Source organism: Algoriphagus oliviformis (assembly GCF_017254915.1).
In the GTDB taxonomy this organism is placed as follows: Bacteria; Bacteroidota; Bacteroidia; order Cytophagales; family Cyclobacteriaceae; genus Algoriphagus; species Algoriphagus oliviformis.
The window spans coordinates 108380-127324 of the sequence record NZ_JAFKCT010000007.1; the positions used below are offsets into that span (position 1 = coordinate 108380).

Sequence of the window (18945 nt, forward strand, 5' to 3'; positions counted from 1 at the left end):
AAAGGAAGCCTGCCTGGAACCCCTTCCGGCAGGCCTACCGGAGCAGCGTAGTCTCCGGTGTTTCACCCCAGTTGAATAGTTTGGCAATAAAGCTTTCGCCGCTTGCCTATTGATCTTTTTGTCTTTTGCGACGTTGGTTTTCCTCGTGGATCTCGTCAAAGTCCTCCTCGCGGGGAGGTCTCGCGCCATCAGGATTCCAAGGGCTTTTTCTCGTCGTGCCCTTGTCTACCCCGTCCCGCTTTTTGGTCATGTCCAGTCGGGGAATGATATATTGGATTGTGGTGGTTTGCATCGCGGTGGTTTTTTTAAAAGTTGGCAAAAAAACAGTGTCGTTTGGTGCTACCAAAGCAGCCTTTTTGAAAGGCTCCTTACCGTTGCCATTCGTCCAGCTCCTTCAGTTCATCCACCGGAACCCGCTTGATAAACTCGTTGTAAAACTGGTTGTCCTCGTCGGAATAGGTTCCATAGGCGTTGAGGATAAAGCCTTTTTCTCCCGAATCACTATGCAGCAGGTAGATCACCGCCATGTCGGAGGGATCTGATTCACCCTCAAAGCGGTAGGTTTTCACTATCTTCAGTTGCTCGGGCTGCAGCAGCTCGGAACCCTCTTCAAACTTCGCTCCGGCTCGGGTAATGTTCAACTCCCTGCCGTAGCCTTTCTCAGGCAGTTTGTTCAGCACCTGAGAGTACGTAGTCATTTCCTTTGATGTGCTCATGATTTCTAGGGTTTATGATTGGGAAAGCCAAAACTCTCCTTCGACCTCTTCTTTGCAAGTCTGAGTCCATGCTGCCTAAATCGGGATCGGATGGGAGAAAAATTTCAAAAAAGGGCTTCGGTCCCTTGGAAACGCACTTTTTCAGAGGGGTTATTTTGTACAGACCAAACTCTGTTGGCAAGCTGGCGGGGAAAAAATACCCCGTTGTGGGGTTTTGGATTGAAGGGATTCGCAATCAATGGATTTGCGTCGGCTGCTTTTGGTCATCGATAGCCACAAACGCGAAGTTGCCGGACACAGCCAGTTCCCGTGTATCCGCGTACATCTCCTCAAGGAAGATCTCAACGTGAACTTTCAGGCTGGTTCGACCTACTTGGGACACTTGGCCGATCAGCTCGATGATGGTTCCATGGGGTATGGGTCTTTTGAAATCGATCTTGTCGGAGGATACGGTCACCATCATCAACCGACTGTAGCGCGTCGCAGTCATGAAGGTTACTTCGTCCATCAGTGCCATCACCGTACCGCCAAACATGGTGTCGTAGTGGTTGGTAGTATTGGGGAACACGGTTTTGAAAATCCTTGTCGTGGATTTTTGTACACGTTCATCGATAGTCATCACTGCTTGGGGATTTCTTGTTCGAGGGCGATGAAGTGCCGGAGGTTTTTCTTTTCGTCAAAAAGTGGGAGGACTTCCACTTTGCATTCATAAGGGGTTCCGTCATGGCGGTAGTTTACCAAGATCGCACAAACAGGCTTGGCTTTGGCGATCTGGAGCCGCATTTTTTGCCTTGTCTCTGTGCTGGTTTCTTTGCCCTGAAGGAAATTTGGCTTTTTGCCTATTGCAAAGGCGGGAGAATACCCTGTCATTTTCTTAAAACCCCTGCTCACCCATCGTATCGTCTGATCGACTTCAGTGACCACAACTGCGTCAAAAGATCTGGAGAGCAGTCCTTCCAGTCTGACGTCCCAGTGGTATTGCGATTGGAGCTTGTAGAGGGGTTTAAACTCTTTTCTAAGCCGTTCCACGGCTCTTTGTATCGTGATGGCATCCCAGCAAAGCAATGGGTGGGATTTGGCCCTTTTAGTCTTTTTGATCATCCTGTTTTTTTTACACCCTAGCGGACTTTCGCTTTTGGGCTATCAAATGGAAAAGAATGAAAAGGGCGCTCTGGTCGGCGCCCTTTTGCATTCGATGTCAGACGACAACGCTTTCTACAATCGCTCGGAGCTCCTTGGCCGCTTGGATCATGTTTCGCATCGCCAGGTCGGTCTCCGGCCATTTTCTGGTTTTCAAGCCGCAATCCGGATTGACCCAGAGGTTTCGGGCCGGCAGTACCTTCAGGGCTTTCTTGAGCAGGTCCAGCATTTCCTCGGAGCTTGGCACTCGGGGGCTGTGGATGTCATACACGCCAGGGCCGATCTCGCTGGGGAAGCTGAAATTCACAAAGGCATCCAGCAGCTCCATCTGAGAGCGTGAGGTCTCGATCGTGATCACGTCCGTGTCCATCTCGGCGATGCTTTGGATGATGTCGTTGAATTCCGAGTAGCACATGTGCGTGTGGATCTGCGTCTCGTCTTCCACTCCCGTGGAGGAAATGCGGAAGGCGCGCACAGCCCATTGCAGATAGCCTTCCCAGTCGGTCCTTCGCAGTGGCAGGCCTTCGCGGATAGCCGGTTCGTCGATCTGGATGATGCGGATACCGGCTCGTTCCAGGTCAGAGACTTCATCGCGGATAGCCAGGGCGATCTGCGTACAGGTGTCACGGCGAGGCTGGTCATCCCGGACAAAGGACCATTGCAAGATCGTCACCGGGCCGGTGAGCATGCCTTTCATAGGCTTTTCGGTCAGGGATTGGGCAAAAGCAGACCAGTGCACAGTCATCGGCTGGGGTCTGGATACGTCGCCGTAGATGATCGGAGGCTTCACGCAGCGGGAGCCGTAGCTCTGCACCCAGCCGTTTTGGGAAAAGACATAGCCGTCCAGCTGCTCTCCAAAGTACTCCACCATGTCATTTCGCTCAAACTCCCCGTGTACTGGCACGTCGATGCCAAGTTCCTCTTGCCATCTCACGGCCTTGGCGGTTTCGTCTTCGAGCAGTTGCTGGTAGTGTGCGTCGGTGAGTTCGCCTTTTTTCCATCGGGCTCTCCAGCCACGCACCTCGTCGGTCTGCGGGAAGGAACCGATGGAGGTCGTCGGAAACAAGGGTAGGTTCAGGGCCGCCTTTTGCTTTTGCTGTCGGACGCCAAAAGGGCTTTTGCGGCTTTCGTCCGCAGGAGTGATGCTGGCTACCCGGTCTTTTACCGGAGTTTTGTGGATGCGGTTGGAGGACTTTCTGCTGGCGATGGAATGCTGGTTTGCAGCGAGGAGATGGGCGGCGCTTTCCTTTGTTTCAGGCTGAGCCAGCTGTTTCAGCGTCACCACTTCGTTAAGTTTTTGCTTCGCAAAAGCCATCCAGTCTTTGATCTCCGGAAGGAGGATTTGCTCATTCGTCTCTAAATTCAGGTCACAGGGAGAGTGAAGCAAGGAGCAGGAAGAGGCGATGAACACGCGGTCTTTGCCCAGCTTTTTGAAGGCCTTCTCGATGAAATCCAGGGATTTGGCGTAGTCGTTTTTCCAGATGTTTCGGCCGTCCACCAGACCGAGGGAGAGGCTGGTCTTGGCAGGTAGTGCTGCCAGTACCTCGTCCAGCTGCTCGGGGTAGCGTACCAGATCCACATGGAGCGCGCAGGCAGGGAGGGATACCGCGAGGTCCAGATTGTCACGCAGGCCTTCGAAGTAGGTGGCAAGGATGCTCTTTAGCTGAGGAAAGGCTTTTTTGATTTCCTTGTAGACAACGCTGTAGGTTGCTTTGGCTTTGTCCGAAAGATCCATGGCCAAGAAGGGCTCGTCAAACTGCACCCATTCCGCGCCGAGCTTTTCGAGACGGGCCAGGATTTCCAGATACACGGGCAGCAGGTTTTTGACCAAGTCGAGACGGTCAAATCCGTTTTCCTTTTCCTTACCCAACAGCAAAAAGCTCACTGGGCCGATCAGCACAGGCTTGGTCAGGATTCCAGCGTTCTTTGCCTCGACAAACTCATCGATCACCTTGGTGGAAAAGAGCTTGAACTGCTGGTCTTTGTGGAATTCGGGTACGATGTAGTGGTAGTTGGTGTCAAACCACTTGGTCATCTCCATAGCGGTGATGTCCAGCCCATCCTTTTGATAGCCTCTGGCCATGGCAAAGTACAGGTCGAGCTCCGCGTTGCCTTTTTTGTCCAAGAGGATGGGGTGGTACCGCTCTGGAATGGCGCTGACCGCGAGGGACATGTCGAGGACTTGGTCGTAAAAGGAGAAGTCGTTGCTGGTGATGAGGTCTAGGCCAGCTTGCTTTTGCAACTGCCAGTTTTGCTGGCGGATCGTGTGGCCTGCAGAGAGCAGGTCCTTCAGGGAGGATTTTCCAGACCAGTAGCGTTCACTGGCCTTTTTCAGTTCGCGGTGGCTACCAATGCGCGGATAGCCGAGGATGTGCGTAAGCATGTGCTTAAGATTAAGTGAGACATATTGCCCGGGCAAGTGTCTGGCACCGCGCTCTGCACGAAATGGACTGGGAAAGGAATGGACACAGCTGTCCCGCGAAAAAGAGTTTTTGGGAAGGTGTATCTAGGCCTGACTATGCTTCATCTCGCGAAAGCGTTTGTCAATTCGTTGTAGGCAAGTCTCCTGGCTTTCCCGACTTTTGTCCGCCTTCTCATCCTTTCTGCCACCGACGGATATCGGTTGGCGTGGACAATGGCCTGTGTGGACAGAGCTTTTTCCCTCCGTTGGGAGGGACGGGATTACAGTTGCGCGACAGCCCGTGATTTTCACACGGTTCCTTATTAATTCCCCGCTAGGGGAAACCTGCAACGGCGTTGATGGTACATCAAACAATGAACGAGTCGGGGCGAATGTACGATAAAAATGCTCGATTTCGGTGAGCGGCTGTTGGATCATGGTAAAAAGAAGGAGAGGCTGGCTATCTGAAATCAGATTGGCAAGTATTCTAAAGCCGGTGGCGCGGCCGATGATTTTGTCGAAACGATGATGTTTTACCGAAACGGCCAAGTTTTTACATAGCTTCGGCCGTTCTTTTCTCGACAGCGTTATACCATCCCGAGATAAACAGAGTCGGAAAGCGTTCTTTGCTTTGTCCATGTATTTTCTTGGCTGAAAGCAATCCAGGCATGCCATTGCGTAGCGGAATAGGTACTAGGTAATGGCAAAACATGCTTGCCGGCAGACCGCTGACTTCCCAGAAACTCCCATTCCGAGCCACTTCCGCCTACGGAAAGCAAGCATACAAAGACCTCATCAGTAGCCTTGGCAGACCCTTGCCCGGAATTGTCCGTCCAGCAGAATTCCACCCCGTTTGGCACTCGCTCGGCCCTAGGGTTTTGTGGCCCGAGGAGCGTTCCAAGGCTGATTTTGACAGCACCGATCTCCAGTACTTTTGCTTCCCCTTCAAGCCTGAAACAGTTTTTGGAGGTATAGGATACTGCCGCGTGATACTGTCTGCTTGCCCCCTCTACCTGGTTTTGGTATCCAAACCGAAGGATATGAGTGATCTTCCTAAGAAAGGCGTGGGTTTGGGTCATCACCGACTGCGAGCGGCGCTTGAGGTCAGATGTTCTCGCTTTGGTGGATTTGCTCTGCTTTCCAGGTTTCCTGCGGGTGTAGGTTTTGTCGCCTATCTTGTAGAATACCAAATCCCCTACGCTTCCCGATAGCCCCTCTAGGATTGAGTTAGTAACCCTTGCCATAACCTTGCAGTTTGATGTACAATGAAATTTAGTTTGGATGGCGGATAATTCCTAACTGTTTTATCGTGAGTGGATTTAAGGTTCTTTTTAAAAGCGATAATTAAGCAATCCACGATTGATTTTAGATTGGATAGTAGTTGATGTGCTATTGGTCATGCTATGGTGATGATTCGCTTTAGGTTAGGGGAAAGCTGAGAGCTAGCCAACTGTATCGTGCAGGGAATGGGGAAGTAGAACGAGAGGTGGGCTGGGATGGTGTGGAAATTCAGTGAGCCATCAGTTCGTAACGTTCTGTGACATAGTCCATAAAAGCCTTGATTTCGTCTTTGTAGTGGCATTTTAGTATGGCGAGTTTGTATCCATATCGGCTGAAAAATAAGACCAACTGAAAGTCGGTAAACTGATCCAACAAGTAGAGGTTTGCCGGATCGGTCCTTGAATTGACAAAAAAGGCAATATTGCGTTTCTCTGGCAAGAGCACTTTTTTATGCGCTCTGAACCGCAGCTCAAACTGGTAATAATCTCCTTTGTCAAGTCGCTTTAAGACGAGCTGGGGTCGCTCTTTTCGGATGAAGCATGGGGTAGCCCAGCGTCGCGTCGGTTTTTCCGAGAGATACTTCAATCCATGGGTATTGTAGTAGAAAACAAATTTCTGTGATAGGATCAGTCGCTTTGCCTCGTGCCAGAGCTCTAAGAGTTGACTCCCCTTGCCCCGCTTAGTGGCATCGGGAGAGAAGGGTTTCCACCAGCAGACCGAATCCACCGGCGCCAGTTCCCGCATTTTGAAGCAGATTGCATTGAGCCGTTGTTGGACGGGCGTACAGGCTGTGCCTTGCAGGTCCATCTCGCTTGCCAACGTGGAGACGAAGGATTTGATCCTTTCTCGATCTTTTGTCGGAATACCGAGAAAAGGAACCAAAAACGGATAGTGGTTAGAGTGAATGGACGACAGGTTGATATCGGCTAAAAAATACCCTAACGCCATCCCGGAAGAAGAAGATTCATCCATCGTTACGTGCTCCAATGTGTCGGCGCGGAGGTTCTGCACCGAGTTTTTGGGTTCGTGGAGCCACTCGATCAGCGCATCACCGGGTCTGTAGAAGTGTGGATACTTGGACTTGACCTCAATATCCAATCCCTGACGGTCATTGTAGACGGTGAGAAACTTGCTTCGCCCAGTCTGGGGGTCAAAGAAATCCGGCCAAAAGTACTTCTTGAAGCACTTGCCTGTGCTATATCCGATGAGGGAATACAATCCAAGATAGGCGTGGCGGCTCAGAAAGCTCGGGTAGGTGCCTGAGTCGCAGCTGACTAGGAGTGCGTGTTGGCTAACCTTCAGAAAAACCAGCTGCTCCGGTTCATCATCGATCTTGACCCCCAAAGTGAGGATTTCATTCCGGAAAAGGACGTTCCGTACCGCTACTGGGAAAGGATAGTCGGGTTTTTGAAAGGTCGAGTTCAGGTTTAAGGTTTTTTCGGTCAGCTCAAAAGAGCCTTCTTCAAAAGGCAGGCGATAAAAAGCTTTCAGGTCAGGAATTTGGGGTTTAGTCATGGTTCGAGTCGTTTTCGGGGCGTAGTGTCATACTGGGAACCTCGGCTGCGAATGCCTCCATTTTGGCGGCGCACATCGTCTTGGCCAACTCAAACAGGGAGGCGGCTTTTTGGTAGAGTTCCTCGGCGTCTTTCTGGCCGACGTGGAACTCCGGAGCATACCGGGCTCGGCCATAGCTGCTGGTGAGTAGGCTAAACACTTTTTTGTCGGCGGGGCGGTCTCCTATCATCAGTTGGATGGGGAGATCGGAGAAACACCGAGTCAAGCCCAGCAGTCGGTGGAGGTTGTGGAATTCGGAGCGGTAGTCGATATGTACCCTGATCAGAACAATGAGGGATTGCTCCACGGCCTGATGCAGGAGGAAGGTGGAGATGTTGTACTGCCCTTTTTGTAGACTGGCAAATGCCGATTCCAAAAATCCCCTGGCAAGCGAGATCCGGTGGAAATAGTGTTTCTCGGCTTTTTCCAAGACCGTGGCGGGGTGTACGATGGGCTTGAATTCAAGGTCAAAGAAGCCGTCTCTGGTGTAGAGTGGCTTGCCCTGGGAGAGCACGGTGGCGAAGAAGCGGCTGTCCGACTGGGTTTTTTCCTGGACGGTAGCCTCCCCATGGCAGAGGATGGTAACTTGCCCCTCGTGATAGTGCGTATTGGCAAAATCCTGTACCTCATACTCGATGCGGGCGCTGGACTCGGTACAGACCAGCAGGCAGTGGTGCTGGTGCTTGATCTGCCTGCTGGCAAAGCACCCGGAGATTTCATTCAACTCTGTTTGGGTGCCAAAGGAGATAATCCGGGTAGGTTGGAATTTTTCGACGAGCAGCTGCAGAAAGTCTCTGAAGTGTTCTGCCCGATCTTGATCGGTTCTTGAGATTTTGACTTGCATGGGAATGGAGGTTAAAAGGAAGAATAGCGGACAAAGATCAGGTAGCTGGCTTCCAGTAGCTTTTTGAGATAGGTAAAGTCTTCCAGATACTCCCCTTCATCTCCATCAAAGGTGGAATCTTGGTAAAAGGCCATTTCGCGGAACTGATTCCAGCGCTTGATCCATTTCATTAGGGACTGCTTTTGGTAAAATGCTTTGATAAAAGCTGAGGGGTCGAGGATTTCTTCTTGGCTAAGATTTTTTGGGCCGTATTGGAGGATTTGTAGGGGAAGGAGGGTTTCGGATTCTTTCTTGCACCGCCTTTGAATCCAAGCGTCTGCTAGATGGCTCCAGTCAAGTTTATTCTTGTCCATTGCGGGGAATTCCTGTAGGTGGACACTGGCGTAGATGACTTTGAGTATCAGTTGGCCGGAGTAGAGCAGGGAATCAGGAGAAGTCTTTTCGAAATCAATCTCATGATTGAAAACCGCCTCTTGAATTGTTCCGATTTTTTTCAGCCAGGAGGAGATGTCCGTGACACTTTGGAGGACATAGTTTAAAGTGACAAAGGCCTCGTGTTGGTTTTTGCATCGAAAAGCCCTGCGGCAAGTGCTAAAAGTGTTTTCCATCGTGAAATCAGTTTGGTGCGGTTGGTCGTTCCTTTCGGAGGAACTATGCGTCCAAATTCATGATCTTCAATGGGGTATGGTATTCTGGAAAGGAATAGCTTAGTAGGGATTTGGGATAAATTATTCTTGCAAAGGATGGGCTTTGTAAAATGCCGTAGGCATGATCGATTATTTAGCCAGTCATGGTTGGTGAGCGGAGTCGAACCATAATGGCTGGAATATGGATTTTGTGATAAGTTCCCGAAATGCCGTAGGCATGGCAGATATACCAGGCCATCGGGACAAGGCAGGGATAAAACATGAGTTTTTAAGCTGGGACTGTGGAGTCGCAAAAGAGGGGAACAACGATTGATGTTGGCCTTTCTAGCACTAAATATCGTTTGGATAGGCGCGTTGGGCTGACGCAGCAGCGGGCCGGACGCTGGCTCGCTGGCAAATCCTCCCCCCGCGCCTATCAGATTAGTGTTTTGTGTTAGGCTGGCAAAATTCCATGGTTGCTGTACTTTTTGAGCGGCTGCGTCAGGAAAGGCAGACTTGGTAGAAGAATTAGAGACAGCAAATGTCCCGGTTTGAGTGTGCTTACTTGGATAAAATCACCCACCTGAATATCTTAGTTTAGTCAATTCGGGGGAATTTCTTAATTTCCCTTTCTAAACCCTTCACCTATGAGCGACAAGATCCACCACGGCAGAAACATCAAGCGATTCCGGGAGATGATGGGCATCAAGCAGGAAGCCCTGGCCTTTGAGCTGGGCGAGGACTGGTCCCAAAAGAAGATCAGCCTGCTGGAGCAAAAGGAAGAAGTGGAGGAAGCGCTGATCCGTCAAGTCGCCGAGATTTTGAAAGTGCCAGTGGAGGCTATTAAAAATTTTGACGAGGAGAAGTCTGTAAATATCATTTCTAACTCATTTACTTCTCACGACAATGCAACAGGATTGATTTACAATCACAACCCAACTTTCAACCCTTTGGATAGGCTAGTCGAAGCCCTAGAAGAAAACAAGAAGCTCTACGAGCGGCTCCTGGAATCGGAGCGGGAGAAGGTGGAGATCCTGAAGAAGCTGCTTGACAAGTAGCAGCTGTCATACGATAGAAGATGAGCCTTCCCGAGAATCTGGGAGGGCTTTTTTTTGGAATTGATTCGTTGGAATCACTCGAGATGTAGCGCGTTCTCGGGAGAACTGTAGGACTTTTAAATCAACGTAGACTGGTTTTGACAAAGTCTATCGGAGATGGACTAAAAATACCCAGTACTGGGTATTTTGTAGAATTTTCCAAATGATATATTGCAGTATGAAGTTTTGGGATTTGAAGGAAGGTATATAAAGGCATGATTGCAGAATCGGATGAAGTAGCGCAAGAAATGACAAATAGAAATGAAAGTGGCATTGGCCGAAAGGAATTTCTGAAAACCATGGGACTCGGGACGGTGTCTCTGTTCACTCCGGATATAGCACCCAAGCCGGGCTTGCTTACCCAGCTGATCACCCAGCCGATCAAGATCTATGACAACTATCCGCGGGGAGTACAATACTATGGGCTGTCCGAGTGCCTAGGCGATATCAAAGTTGGAGATCAGGTCGAGCTCAAGTGCTTCCCGGATCACAAGCATGACCGCTTTGCAGTGGGAGTGGAATAGGTATTTCCTTGGCTACTTGCCAGCCTATGAAAACATCGTCCTCGCCAACTTGCTCGGTGCCGGGACAAGACTCATCGCAATGGTGACTGCCAAGCATTCCCTCTACGAAGTCGGGATTGGTGTCTGGACGGATCTGATCCTGAGCGGTCAAGGAGCCAATACTGGCTTAAGTTACCAAGCGGCGGATGAGGTGGAGGATAGGTATAGGGGGTGAAAAAAGAAAAGGCGACTTGCGCCGCCTTGAATGTTTACACAACGGAATAATCCTTATTGTGAATTGCTTTTAAATCAGTGTCTAAAAGTATAGAAAAAGTATAAACTTCCAAAATAATATGAAAAAGATTTTAGGTCTTGATTTGGGAACCAACTCAATTGGGTGGGCGCTGATCGAGCAGGATTTTGAAAAGAAAGAGGGCAAGATCCTCGGGATGGGAAGTCGGATTATTCCGATGTCCCAGGATATCTTGGGAGAGTTCGGTAGGGGGAACTCCGTGTCTCAAACCGCTGAACGTACGAGATTAAGAAGTGTCAGGCGTCTCAAGGAAAGGCATCTCTTACGAAGAGAACGATTACATCGGGTCTTGAATGTATTGGGTTTTCTGCCTTCCCATTATGCTTCGCAGATTGATTTCGAAAAGCGTCTTGGGAAGTTTGTTGACGATGCCGAGCCGAAGGTAGCTTATCAGGCAGAGTGGAATGGTGCTAAAAACAAAAATGAATATGAATTTCTGTTCAAGGAATCCTTTCAGGAGATGTTGGAGGAGTTTCGTCAATTTCAGCCCCAACTGCTGATAAACAAGAAAGGTGATGCTGCCTTGATTCCCTATGATTGGACAATCTATTTTCTCAGGAAGAAGGCTTTGACCCAGAAAATCACCAAAGAGGAATTGGCGTGGATCATTCTCAATTTCAACCAAAAAAGAGGGTATTACCAGTTGCGTGGAGAAGAGAAGGACGAAAATCCGGATAACCTGGTAGAATTCCACTCGCTCAAGATAGTGGATGTAGTAGCAGACGAGGCTCAAAAAGGAAAGCCAGAAGTCTGGTATTCCTTGATATTGGAAAACGGATGGGTGTATAGGAGGTCTAGCAAGACTCCTTTGTATGACTGGAAAGATAAGGTTCGGGATTTCATTGTTACTACCGGTCTCGAAAAAGATGGTAGCTTCAAGACCGACAAGGAAGGAAATGTTAAGAGGAGCTTTAGAGCACCTGGGGAGGATGATTGGAATCTGGTGAAGAAGAAAACCGAAAAGGAAGTCGATCAGTCTAACAAGACCGTTGGTGCCTATATCTACGATTCTTTGTTGCAAAACCCCAAGCAGAAAATTAAGGGGAAACTGGTTCGTACTATAGAACGGAAGTTCTATAAGGACGAGCTCAGACGGATTTTGGCAAGGCAGGTGGAGTTTCATTCGGAATTGCAGAGCCAGGAGTTTTATGAGGACTGTGTCCGCGAGCTCTATCGTAACAATGACGCGCATCAGGCGATTTTGGGACAAAAAGATTTTGTCCATTTGATCGTGGAGGATATCATTTTTTATCAGCGGCCCTTGAGAAGCCAAAAGTCATCCGTTGGCAATTGTTCATTGGAGAAAAGGCCAATGAGGGATGAGAAGGGGAATCCGCTAAAAGATGGCGATGGGAATCAGGTGTTCAGGCCTTTGAAAGCTACTCCCAAGTCGAATCCATACTATCAGGAATTTCGGCTCTGGCAGTGGATTTACAATTTGTCAATTTACCCCAAGGATGAGGATGTCAATGTTACCAGTGATTTCCTAAACAGTTCGGAAGATTGGGAAGGACTGTTTGAATTCCTCAATGACAAAAGGGAGATAGAACAGAAAGTTTTGCTTGAATATCTGCTCAAACAAAAAGGATGGAAAGGGAAATTGCTGAGTGCTGAAGTGGAGAAGTATCGGTGGAAGTATGTGGAGGACAAGAAATATCCCTGTAATGAGACAAGATCTTTGATCAGGACGAGGCTGGATAAAGTGGAGGGAATTAGCGAGGGGTTTCTCACAAGACCTATAGAACAACAGCTATGGCATATCATCTACTCTGTGACAGATAAAGTAGATTATGAGAAGGCATTGAAGTCATTTGCGGTCAAAAATCAACTGGACGAAAGCACATTTGTTGAGGCGTTTAGGAAGTTTCCTCCATTCAAAAGCGAGTATGGGGCTTTCTCGGAAAAGGCGATCAAGAAGCTTTTGCCCCTAATGAGGGTAGGTAAATTTTGGAATGAAAATGACATTTTACGGGAATCCCCTTCTTATTTAAAGAACATCGAACGGCTACTTCAAAAGTTGGAAGAGCAAAATAACAAGATATCGAATTCGGATCGAGAGATATGGAATAAGGATATCAATACGAAGCTTTACCAAGAGCTTAGCCTGTTTTTGGATGGAGACGTAGCGCTATTCCAAAAGCTAAGACTTCATATTGCATCCTACCTGGTGTATGGACGGCATTCGGAGGCTGCTGAGATAGGTAAATGGAATTCTGTGGATGACATGGAAGAATATCTTCGAGAATTTAGACAGCACTCTCTTCGCAATCCTATAGTAGAGCAGGTGGTCACGGAGACGTTGAGAGTGGTCAGGGATATCTGGTCAAAGTATGGAGGGGGAGCTAGGGATTTCTTCGGTGAAATTCACATTGAACTCGGTAGGGATATGAAAAATAACGCTGACGAGCGGAAGCAGATCACCAATCGAATGACTGAAAATGAAAATACCAATTTGCGAATCAAAGCACTTCTGGCAGAAATGGCACAGGATATCAATGTCGAAAACGTACGGCCTTATTCGCCAATGCAGCAGGAGATTCTGAAAGTTTATGAGGAAGGGGTGCTTAATTCAGATATTGATATTGATGATGATATATTGAAAATAAGTAAAACACCACAGCCTTCAAGTGCTGATCTCCGAAGATACAAGCTTTGGCTGGAGCAGAAATATTGTTCTCCCTATACGGGGAAGATTATTCCGCTGAATAGATTGTTCAGTCCTGATTACGAAATAGAACACATTATTCCGCAGAGCAGGTATTTTGATGACAGTTTTAGCAATAAGGTCATTTGTGAGACTGCAGTCAATAAGCTTAAGGGGAACCAAATCGGACTTGAATTTATCAAGAGCCATCACGGTCAGATAGTCGAATTGGGTATGGGTAAGTCTGTGAAGATTTTTGAAGTGCCTGCCTATGAGGAGTTTGTTAAGCAGAATTATGTCAAAAACCGCTCAAAGCGAAATAAGCTCTTATTGGAGGAAATTCCGGAAAAGATGATTGAGCGTCAGTTAAATGATACCCGATACATTAGCAAATTCATAACTTCTGCATTGTCTAATATTGTTAGAGAAGATGGTGGTGATGAGGGTCTTAACTCAAAGAACATTGTTCCTGGTAATGGAAAGATTACGACCGAACTCAAGCATGACTGGGGGTTGAATGATGTTTGGAACGAACTGATACTGCCTAGGTTTGAGCGGATGAATCTACTCACTAAATCCACTCATTTCACGGCTTGGAATGAGAATCACCAGAAGTTTTTGCCTACCGTGCCACTAGAGTTTTCCAAAGGGTTTTCCAAGAAGAGAATAGACCATCGCCATCACGCGATGGATGCCTTGGTCATTGCCTGTGCTACAAGAGACCATATTAACCTTTTAAATAACCTACATGCTAAATCGGCAAAACGGCATGACCTGAATAGGAAGCTTAGAAATTATGAAAAAGTGGCCTATATCGATGGGAAGACTGGTGAAAGAATTGAGCGAGAAGTTCCGAGGGATTTTGTCAAGCCATGGAATAGCTTCACTACCGATGCAAAAGATGCCTTGATAAATATAATTGTAAGCTTCAAACAGAACCTCAGGGTTGTAAACAGAGCAAACAACAAGTATGAAAAATGGACAGAGAAAGATGGAGTGAAGGTCAAGGAAATGCATGCACAGACAGGTGTGAACTGGGCTATTCGAAAACCAATGCACAAGGATACGGTTTCAGGGCTTGTTCATTTGAGAGGAAAGAAAATTGTTTCATTAAATCAGGCATTGGGTTTTATTCCAGATATAGTTGATAAGGGGTTGAGGAGGGAGTTGAAAAGACTGGATTCAATTGGATTGGATAAAAAGAAGATTTCCAAACATTTTAGAGAGGTCGATAACAATTTTGATGGGCAGGATATATCTAAAGTGGAAATCTACTATTGGATGGAAGACAATGTGGCTTCCAGAGTCTCACTAAACGATACCTTCAATGAAAAGAGAATTGAATCTATAACTGACTCTGGAATTCAGAAAATATTGCACAGTCATTTGGATAAGTATCGAGGCCGAGTGGATGAAAAAGGGAAGGAGATTCCAGCAGAGTTGTTGGCATTTTCGCAGGAGGGAATTGAAGAAATGAACAAGAATATACAGGCCTTGAATGGAGGGAAACATCATCAGCCAATCTTGAAAGTCCGTACCTACGAGCCAAAAGGTAATAAATTTGTAGTGGGCCAAAAAGGTAATAAAGGGAGCAAATTTGTCGAAGCAGCTAAGGGAACTAATCTTTACTATGCTGTCTACAAGGACGAGAATGGAAAGAGAAGCTATGATAGTGTTCCTTTAAATGTGGTAATAGAGCGACAAAAGCAAGGATTAAGCCCGGTGCCCGAGCGAAATGAAATGGGACACAGTTTGTTGTTTTTTCTTTCGCCGAACGATCTAATATATGTGTCGAAGGATGAAGCGGGTGATTTACTTGATGGTAGGAAGTTTGATCAAAGTGTAGTTGAAGTTGATGGAATTTATAAAGTGGTGAGCTTTACTGGCAATAGGCTCTATGGAGTTCCTTGCCAGGTAGCCAAATCGATAGTAGATAAAGTTGAATTGTCACAGCTGAATAAGATTGAAGTTTCTTTAGATCGTAAATCTCTGAAGGAAAGCTGTGTGAAGTTGAGCGTCGACAGGTTAGGGGAAATTAGAGGCATTGTGTCTCGTTGATTCATGGAATACGCCCAATCCTACCATGTCTACAACCACGCCAACGGCTCGGAAAATATCTTCCGGGAAGAGGAGAATTATCGGTTTTTTCTGAGCCAGTATGCGAAGTACCTGGGGGATGTGCTGGATACCTATGCCTATTGCCTGATGCCAAACCACTTCCATTTTCTGGTGGGAGTGAAGGAGACAGACCTGTCAGGTTTTCAAAACCTGACAGGTCTGATCGGGCATCCCTCAAGAAATCCGGCGATCAAGGGGTTTTCAGACCTTTTTAATTCCTATACCAAAGCCTTCAACAAGCGGTTTGGGCGAAAAGGAAGCCTGTTCCAAAGAGCGTTTTCGAGAAAGCCAATCTTGAGCCAAGAGCAGTGGCAAGAAACCTTCCTCTACATCCATCTGAATCCCGTCAAACACGGTTTTTCGGATTCAATAGAGCACTGGAAATGGTCGAGTTGGAAGGCATACAATCACCTAGAGCAGGCTTCACTGGTAGATAGGTCGTATTACAGGAATTTCTTCGATGGGATGTCCCATGTATGGGATATGATCTCGGTGAAGAGAGAGTTGATTTTGAGTAAAGAATTTGAATAGACTAGTCCTGACAGGTTTTCGAAACCTGTCAGGACTTTATTTTTCGGCAGATATCCATGATTAAACGAACCCTTTTCTTTGGCAATCCTGCCTACCTGAGTACCAAAAATGAGCAGTTGCACATCAGCTTTCCGGATGGGCAGCCGGATCGCACGGTGCCCATCGAGGATATCGGGATGATCGTGCTCGAAAACCAGCAAATCACCGTCACCAACGGACTGTTGGCCAAGCTGACCAACCAAAAGACCGCTGTCGTCTCCTGCAATGCCCAACGCTTGCCTGATGGCCTGCTGCTTCCCATGCACGGTCACAGCGAACAAACCGAGCGCATCCGCCACCAGCTGGACGCCAGTGTACCACTGAAAAAGAACCTCTGGCAACAGACGGTGTCGGCTAAGATCGCCAACCAGGCGGGCCTTTTGGAGGAAAAGGGGATACCGGCGCAGAAGCTTCGCCATTTGGCAAAAAACGTAAGTTCGGGGGACAAGGATAACCACGAAGGCCAAGCAGCGGCCTACTATTGGCAGAACCTGTTTGTGATTCCAGGCTTTACCCGGGAGCAGGCTGGCCTTCCGCCCAACAATCTGCTCAACTACGGCTATGCCATCCTCCGAGCGGTGATCGCCCGGGCGCTGGTATCCTCCGGGATGCTGCCCAACGTCGGCATTTGGCATCGCAATAAATACAATGCCTATTGCTTGGCTGACGACATCATGGAGCCTTATCGCCCCTACGTGGATCTGGTCGTGTCGCACATCGTGGAGACGGAGGATGATTTTGGCGAATTGACGACCTCGCTTAAGAAAGAGCTTCTGAGTATCCCGGCCCTGGATGTGGTGATCGACGGTCAGAAGAGTCCCCTGATGGTAGCTGCCAGCCGGACCACGAGTTCCCTTTTTGACTGCTTTGCGGGGATCAGCAGGAAAATTTCCTATCCCGAATATGGATAATGGCTATTTCTCACGACTTAACCAATACCGGACTTTGTGGGTATTAGTGTTTTTCGACCTTCCCACGGAGACCAAGAAGGATCGGAAGGTGGCGACAGCTTTCCGTAAGAAACTGCTGGACGACGGATTTGCCATGTTCCAGTTTTCGATCTACATGCGTTTCTGTGCCAGTCGGGAAAATGCGGATGTCCACCTGAAGCGGGTCAAAAAAAACCTTCCACCCAAGGGCAAGGTAGGAATGATGTCCATTACGGACAAGCAGTTTGGGATGATGGAGATTTTTTACGGGACCAAGCCTATAGAACCTGAGCCTCCTTCTCAGCAGTTGGAGTTGTTTTGAAGTAAAAGACCTGTCAGGTTTTCAAAACCTGACAGGTCTTTCGTTTCCAGCTCCAAAGCACAGCCCTTTTTTTGATTCTAAATTATGGAATAAAAAACAGCATACCAGCCGTTTACGGCATGGTATGCTGTGATTTCCCTAGGAAAGTACTGATTTGAAAGCAATTCACAACAAGACCGCTATGTCTGCCAATTCCATCATAGCTGTGATTTCCCTAGGAAAGTACTGATTTGAAAGCAATTCACAACAGTCCATATCTTTAGCGAATCGCTCCAGTGCTGTGATTTCCCTAGGAAAGTACTGATTTGAAAGCAATTCACAACGGTCTATGAGATACAAGAAAATTGGAAAAGGCTGTGATTTCCCTAGGAAAGTACTGATTTGAAAGCAATTCACAACCAGGGATACGGTTACGTATCGGTTGGCAGAGCTGTGATTTCCCTAGGAAAGTACTGATTTGAAAGCAATTCACAACAGATCCGCCTGATTCTGGACTCCATGTGGCGCTGTGATTTCCCTAGGAAAGTACTGATTTGAAAGCAATTCACAACAAATCTTCACGTCAGGCGATGCTTGAAATGCTGTGATTTCCCTAGGAAAGTACTGATTTGAAAGCAATTCACAACGGTTAGGTCATTCCTTGGCAACGGAGGTTTGCTGTGATTTCCCTAGGAAAGTACTGATTTGAAAGCAATTCACAACTTATAACACATTTCTAAGGTGTGTTTAGTTGCTGTGATTTCCCTAGGAAAGTACTGATTTGAAAGCAATTCACAACGCTTCGAACTCAGCTATCCTAGCCCTTTCAGCTGTGATTTCCCTAGGAAAGTACTGATTTGAAAGCAATTCACAACAGATGACACCTGAGCCGATCTTGATCAGCTGCTGTGATTTCCCTAGGAAAGTACTGATTTGAAAGCAATTCACAACCGATTCGACCGTCCGCTCCTAGAATGTGAGGCTGTGATTTCCCTAGGAAAGTACTGATTTGAAAGCAATTCACAACAATGCCGCAATGCAAGAAAAATCGCTTGCGCTGTGATTTCCCTAGGAAAGTACTGATTTGAAAGCAATTCACAACGCCCCACGACCAACACGCGCTCCACCTCCAGCTGTGATTTCCCTAGGAAAGTACTGATTTGAAAGCAATTCACAACTGATTTAAATATCGCTGAAAGTTTTTAAACGCTGTGATTTCCCTAGGAAAGTACTGATTTGAAAGCAATTCACAACAGACGACGAGGTGGAGTTCAACTTTCCGGTGCTGTGATTTCCCTAGGAAAGTACTGATTTGAAAGCAATTCACAACGAAACTGCTTTTTTTCAAAAATACCCCCATGCTGTGATTTCCCTAGGAAAGTACTGATTTGAAAGCAATTCACAACCCGGATGCCGCCGTACTCGGTCAGGGCGACGCTGTGATTTCCCTAGGAAAGTACTGATTTGAAAGCAATTCACAACTGGATCGGCATTGAAGCGCTCCACCAGCTCGCTGTGATTTCCCTAGGAAAGTACTGATTTGAAAGCAATTCACAACTGTAATATTAGATGATTGATTTCATAAGCGGCTGTGATTTCCCTAGGAAAGTACTGATTTGAAAGCAATTCACAACAAGTCTCTTTAGAGTCTTCTCAAGCTTTTGCTGTGATTTCCCTAGGAAAGTACTGATTTGAAAGCAATTCACAACCCCATAATGACCAAAATCATATCGTATATGGCTGTGATTTCCCTAGGAAAGTACTGATTTGAAAGCAATTCACAACCCTGTCTGGTTCTATCCTTGTTTTATTGCCGCTGTGATTTCCCTAGGAAAGTACTGATTTGAAAGCAATTCACAACTTCCCAATGTTCATTAGATTCATCAAGGAAGCTGTGATTTCCCTAGG

16 protein-coding genes, 1 CRISPR repeat array and 1 riboswitch (1 of these 18 running past the window's edge) are annotated in these 18945 nt (G+C 47.4%); of the genes, 7 read left to right on the forward strand and 9 right to left on the reverse strand.

Going from position 1 to position 18945, the window contains the following annotated elements:
• Positions 1 to 106: 106 nt before the first annotated feature.
• The 9 genes from J0A68_RS15925 to J0A68_RS15965 all read right to left on the reverse strand — a co-directional run bounded on the left by J0A68_RS15925 (position 107) and on the right by J0A68_RS15965 (position 8544).
• Positions 107 to 292, reverse strand: coding sequence for a hypothetical protein (locus tag J0A68_RS15925; protein ID WP_206579223.1), 186 nt, complete (start codon positions 290 to 292; stop codon positions 107 to 109).
• A gap of 76 nt (positions 293 to 368) precedes the next feature.
• Positions 369 to 716, reverse strand: a complete 348-nt coding sequence (locus tag J0A68_RS15930) for a hypothetical protein (protein WP_206579224.1) — start codon at positions 714 to 716, stop codon at positions 369 to 371.
• 235 nt (positions 717 to 951) lie between these two features.
• A complete protein-coding gene (locus tag J0A68_RS15935; protein ID WP_206579225.1) occupies positions 952 to 1335 on the reverse strand; it encodes an acyl-CoA thioesterase in 384 nt (127 codons plus the stop codon).
• Positions 1335 to 1817 carry a PAS domain-containing protein gene (locus tag J0A68_RS15940; protein WP_206579226.1) on the reverse strand — a complete coding sequence of 161 codons (483 nt, stop codon included), beginning with the start codon at positions 1815 to 1817 and terminating at the stop codon, positions 1335 to 1337. The genes J0A68_RS15935 and J0A68_RS15940 overlap by 1 nt, the downstream gene beginning before the upstream one ends.
• 97 nt (positions 1818 to 1914) lie before the next feature.
• Positions 1915 to 4239 (reverse strand): 5-methyltetrahydropteroyltriglutamate--homocysteine S-methyltransferase, encoded by a 2325-nt coding sequence (metE, locus tag J0A68_RS15945; protein WP_206579227.1) that lies wholly within the window; start codon positions 4237 to 4239, stop codon positions 1915 to 1917.
• 156 nt (positions 4240 to 4395) lie between these two features.
• Positions 4396 to 4621: riboswitch (cobalamin riboswitch) on the reverse strand.
• Between the two features lie 223 nt (positions 4622 to 4844).
• Positions 4845 to 5501, reverse strand: coding sequence for a DUF6266 family protein (locus J0A68_RS15950; protein ID WP_206579228.1), 657 nt, complete (start codon positions 5499 to 5501; stop codon positions 4845 to 4847).
• A gap of 265 nt (positions 5502 to 5766) precedes the next feature.
• Positions 5767 to 7053, reverse strand: coding sequence for a hypothetical protein (locus tag J0A68_RS15955; RefSeq protein ID WP_206579229.1), 1287 nt, complete (start codon positions 7051 to 7053; stop codon positions 5767 to 5769).
• The gene (locus J0A68_RS15960; RefSeq protein ID WP_206579230.1) at positions 7046 to 7936 is read right to left on the reverse strand and encodes a HEPN domain-containing protein; all 891 of its coding nucleotides are present in this window, start codon (positions 7934 to 7936) and stop codon (positions 7046 to 7048) included. The genes J0A68_RS15955 and J0A68_RS15960 overlap by 8 nt, the downstream gene beginning before the upstream one ends.
• Positions 7937 to 7947: 11 nt before the next feature.
• The gene (locus J0A68_RS15965) at positions 7948 to 8544 is read right to left on the reverse strand and encodes a hypothetical protein (RefSeq protein WP_206579231.1); all 597 of its coding nucleotides are present in this window, start codon (positions 8542 to 8544) and stop codon (positions 7948 to 7950) included.
• Positions 8545 to 9209: 665 nt separating this feature from the next.
• Between J0A68_RS15965 and J0A68_RS15970 the strand changes: the two genes are divergently transcribed.
• From J0A68_RS15970 to cas2, 7 genes are all read left to right on the forward strand, one after another.
• Positions 9210 to 9620, forward strand: a complete 411-nt coding sequence (locus J0A68_RS15970) for a helix-turn-helix domain-containing protein (RefSeq protein ID WP_206579232.1) — start codon at positions 9210 to 9212, stop codon at positions 9618 to 9620.
• Positions 9621 to 9907: 287 nt separating this feature from the next.
• Positions 9908 to 10183, forward strand: coding sequence for a hypothetical protein (locus J0A68_RS15975; RefSeq protein WP_206579233.1), 276 nt, complete (start codon positions 9908 to 9910; stop codon positions 10181 to 10183).
• Positions 10155 to 10397 (forward strand): hypothetical protein, encoded by a 243-nt coding sequence (locus J0A68_RS15980; protein ID WP_206579234.1) that lies wholly within the window; start codon positions 10155 to 10157, stop codon positions 10395 to 10397. The genes J0A68_RS15975 and J0A68_RS15980 overlap by 29 nt, the downstream gene beginning before the upstream one ends.
• 118 nt (positions 10398 to 10515) lie before the next feature.
• Positions 10516 to 15177, forward strand: a complete 4662-nt coding sequence (gene cas9, locus J0A68_RS15985) for a type II CRISPR RNA-guided endonuclease Cas9 (RefSeq protein WP_206579235.1) — start codon at positions 10516 to 10518, stop codon at positions 15175 to 15177.
• 3 nt (positions 15178 to 15180) lie between these two features.
• Positions 15181 to 15768 (forward strand): transposase, encoded by a 588-nt coding sequence (locus tag J0A68_RS15990; RefSeq protein WP_206579236.1) that lies wholly within the window; start codon positions 15181 to 15183, stop codon positions 15766 to 15768.
• A 56-nt stretch (positions 15769 to 15824) separates the two neighbouring features.
• Positions 15825 to 16718, forward strand: a complete 894-nt coding sequence (cas1, locus tag J0A68_RS15995; protein ID WP_206579237.1) for a type II CRISPR-associated endonuclease Cas1 — start codon at positions 15825 to 15827, stop codon at positions 16716 to 16718.
• A 34-nt stretch (positions 16719 to 16752) separates the two neighbouring features.
• The gene (gene cas2 / locus J0A68_RS16000; protein ID WP_236025624.1) at positions 16753 to 17058 is read left to right on the forward strand and encodes a CRISPR-associated endonuclease Cas2; all 306 of its coding nucleotides are present in this window, start codon (positions 16753 to 16755) and stop codon (positions 17056 to 17058) included.
• Positions 17059 to 17184: 126 nt separating this feature from the next.
• A CRISPR array of direct repeats spans positions 17185 to 18945; the repeat unit is 46 nt; unit sequence GCTGTGATTTCCCTAGGAAAGTACTGATTTGAAAGCAATTCACAAC (it continues 5185 nt past the right edge of the window).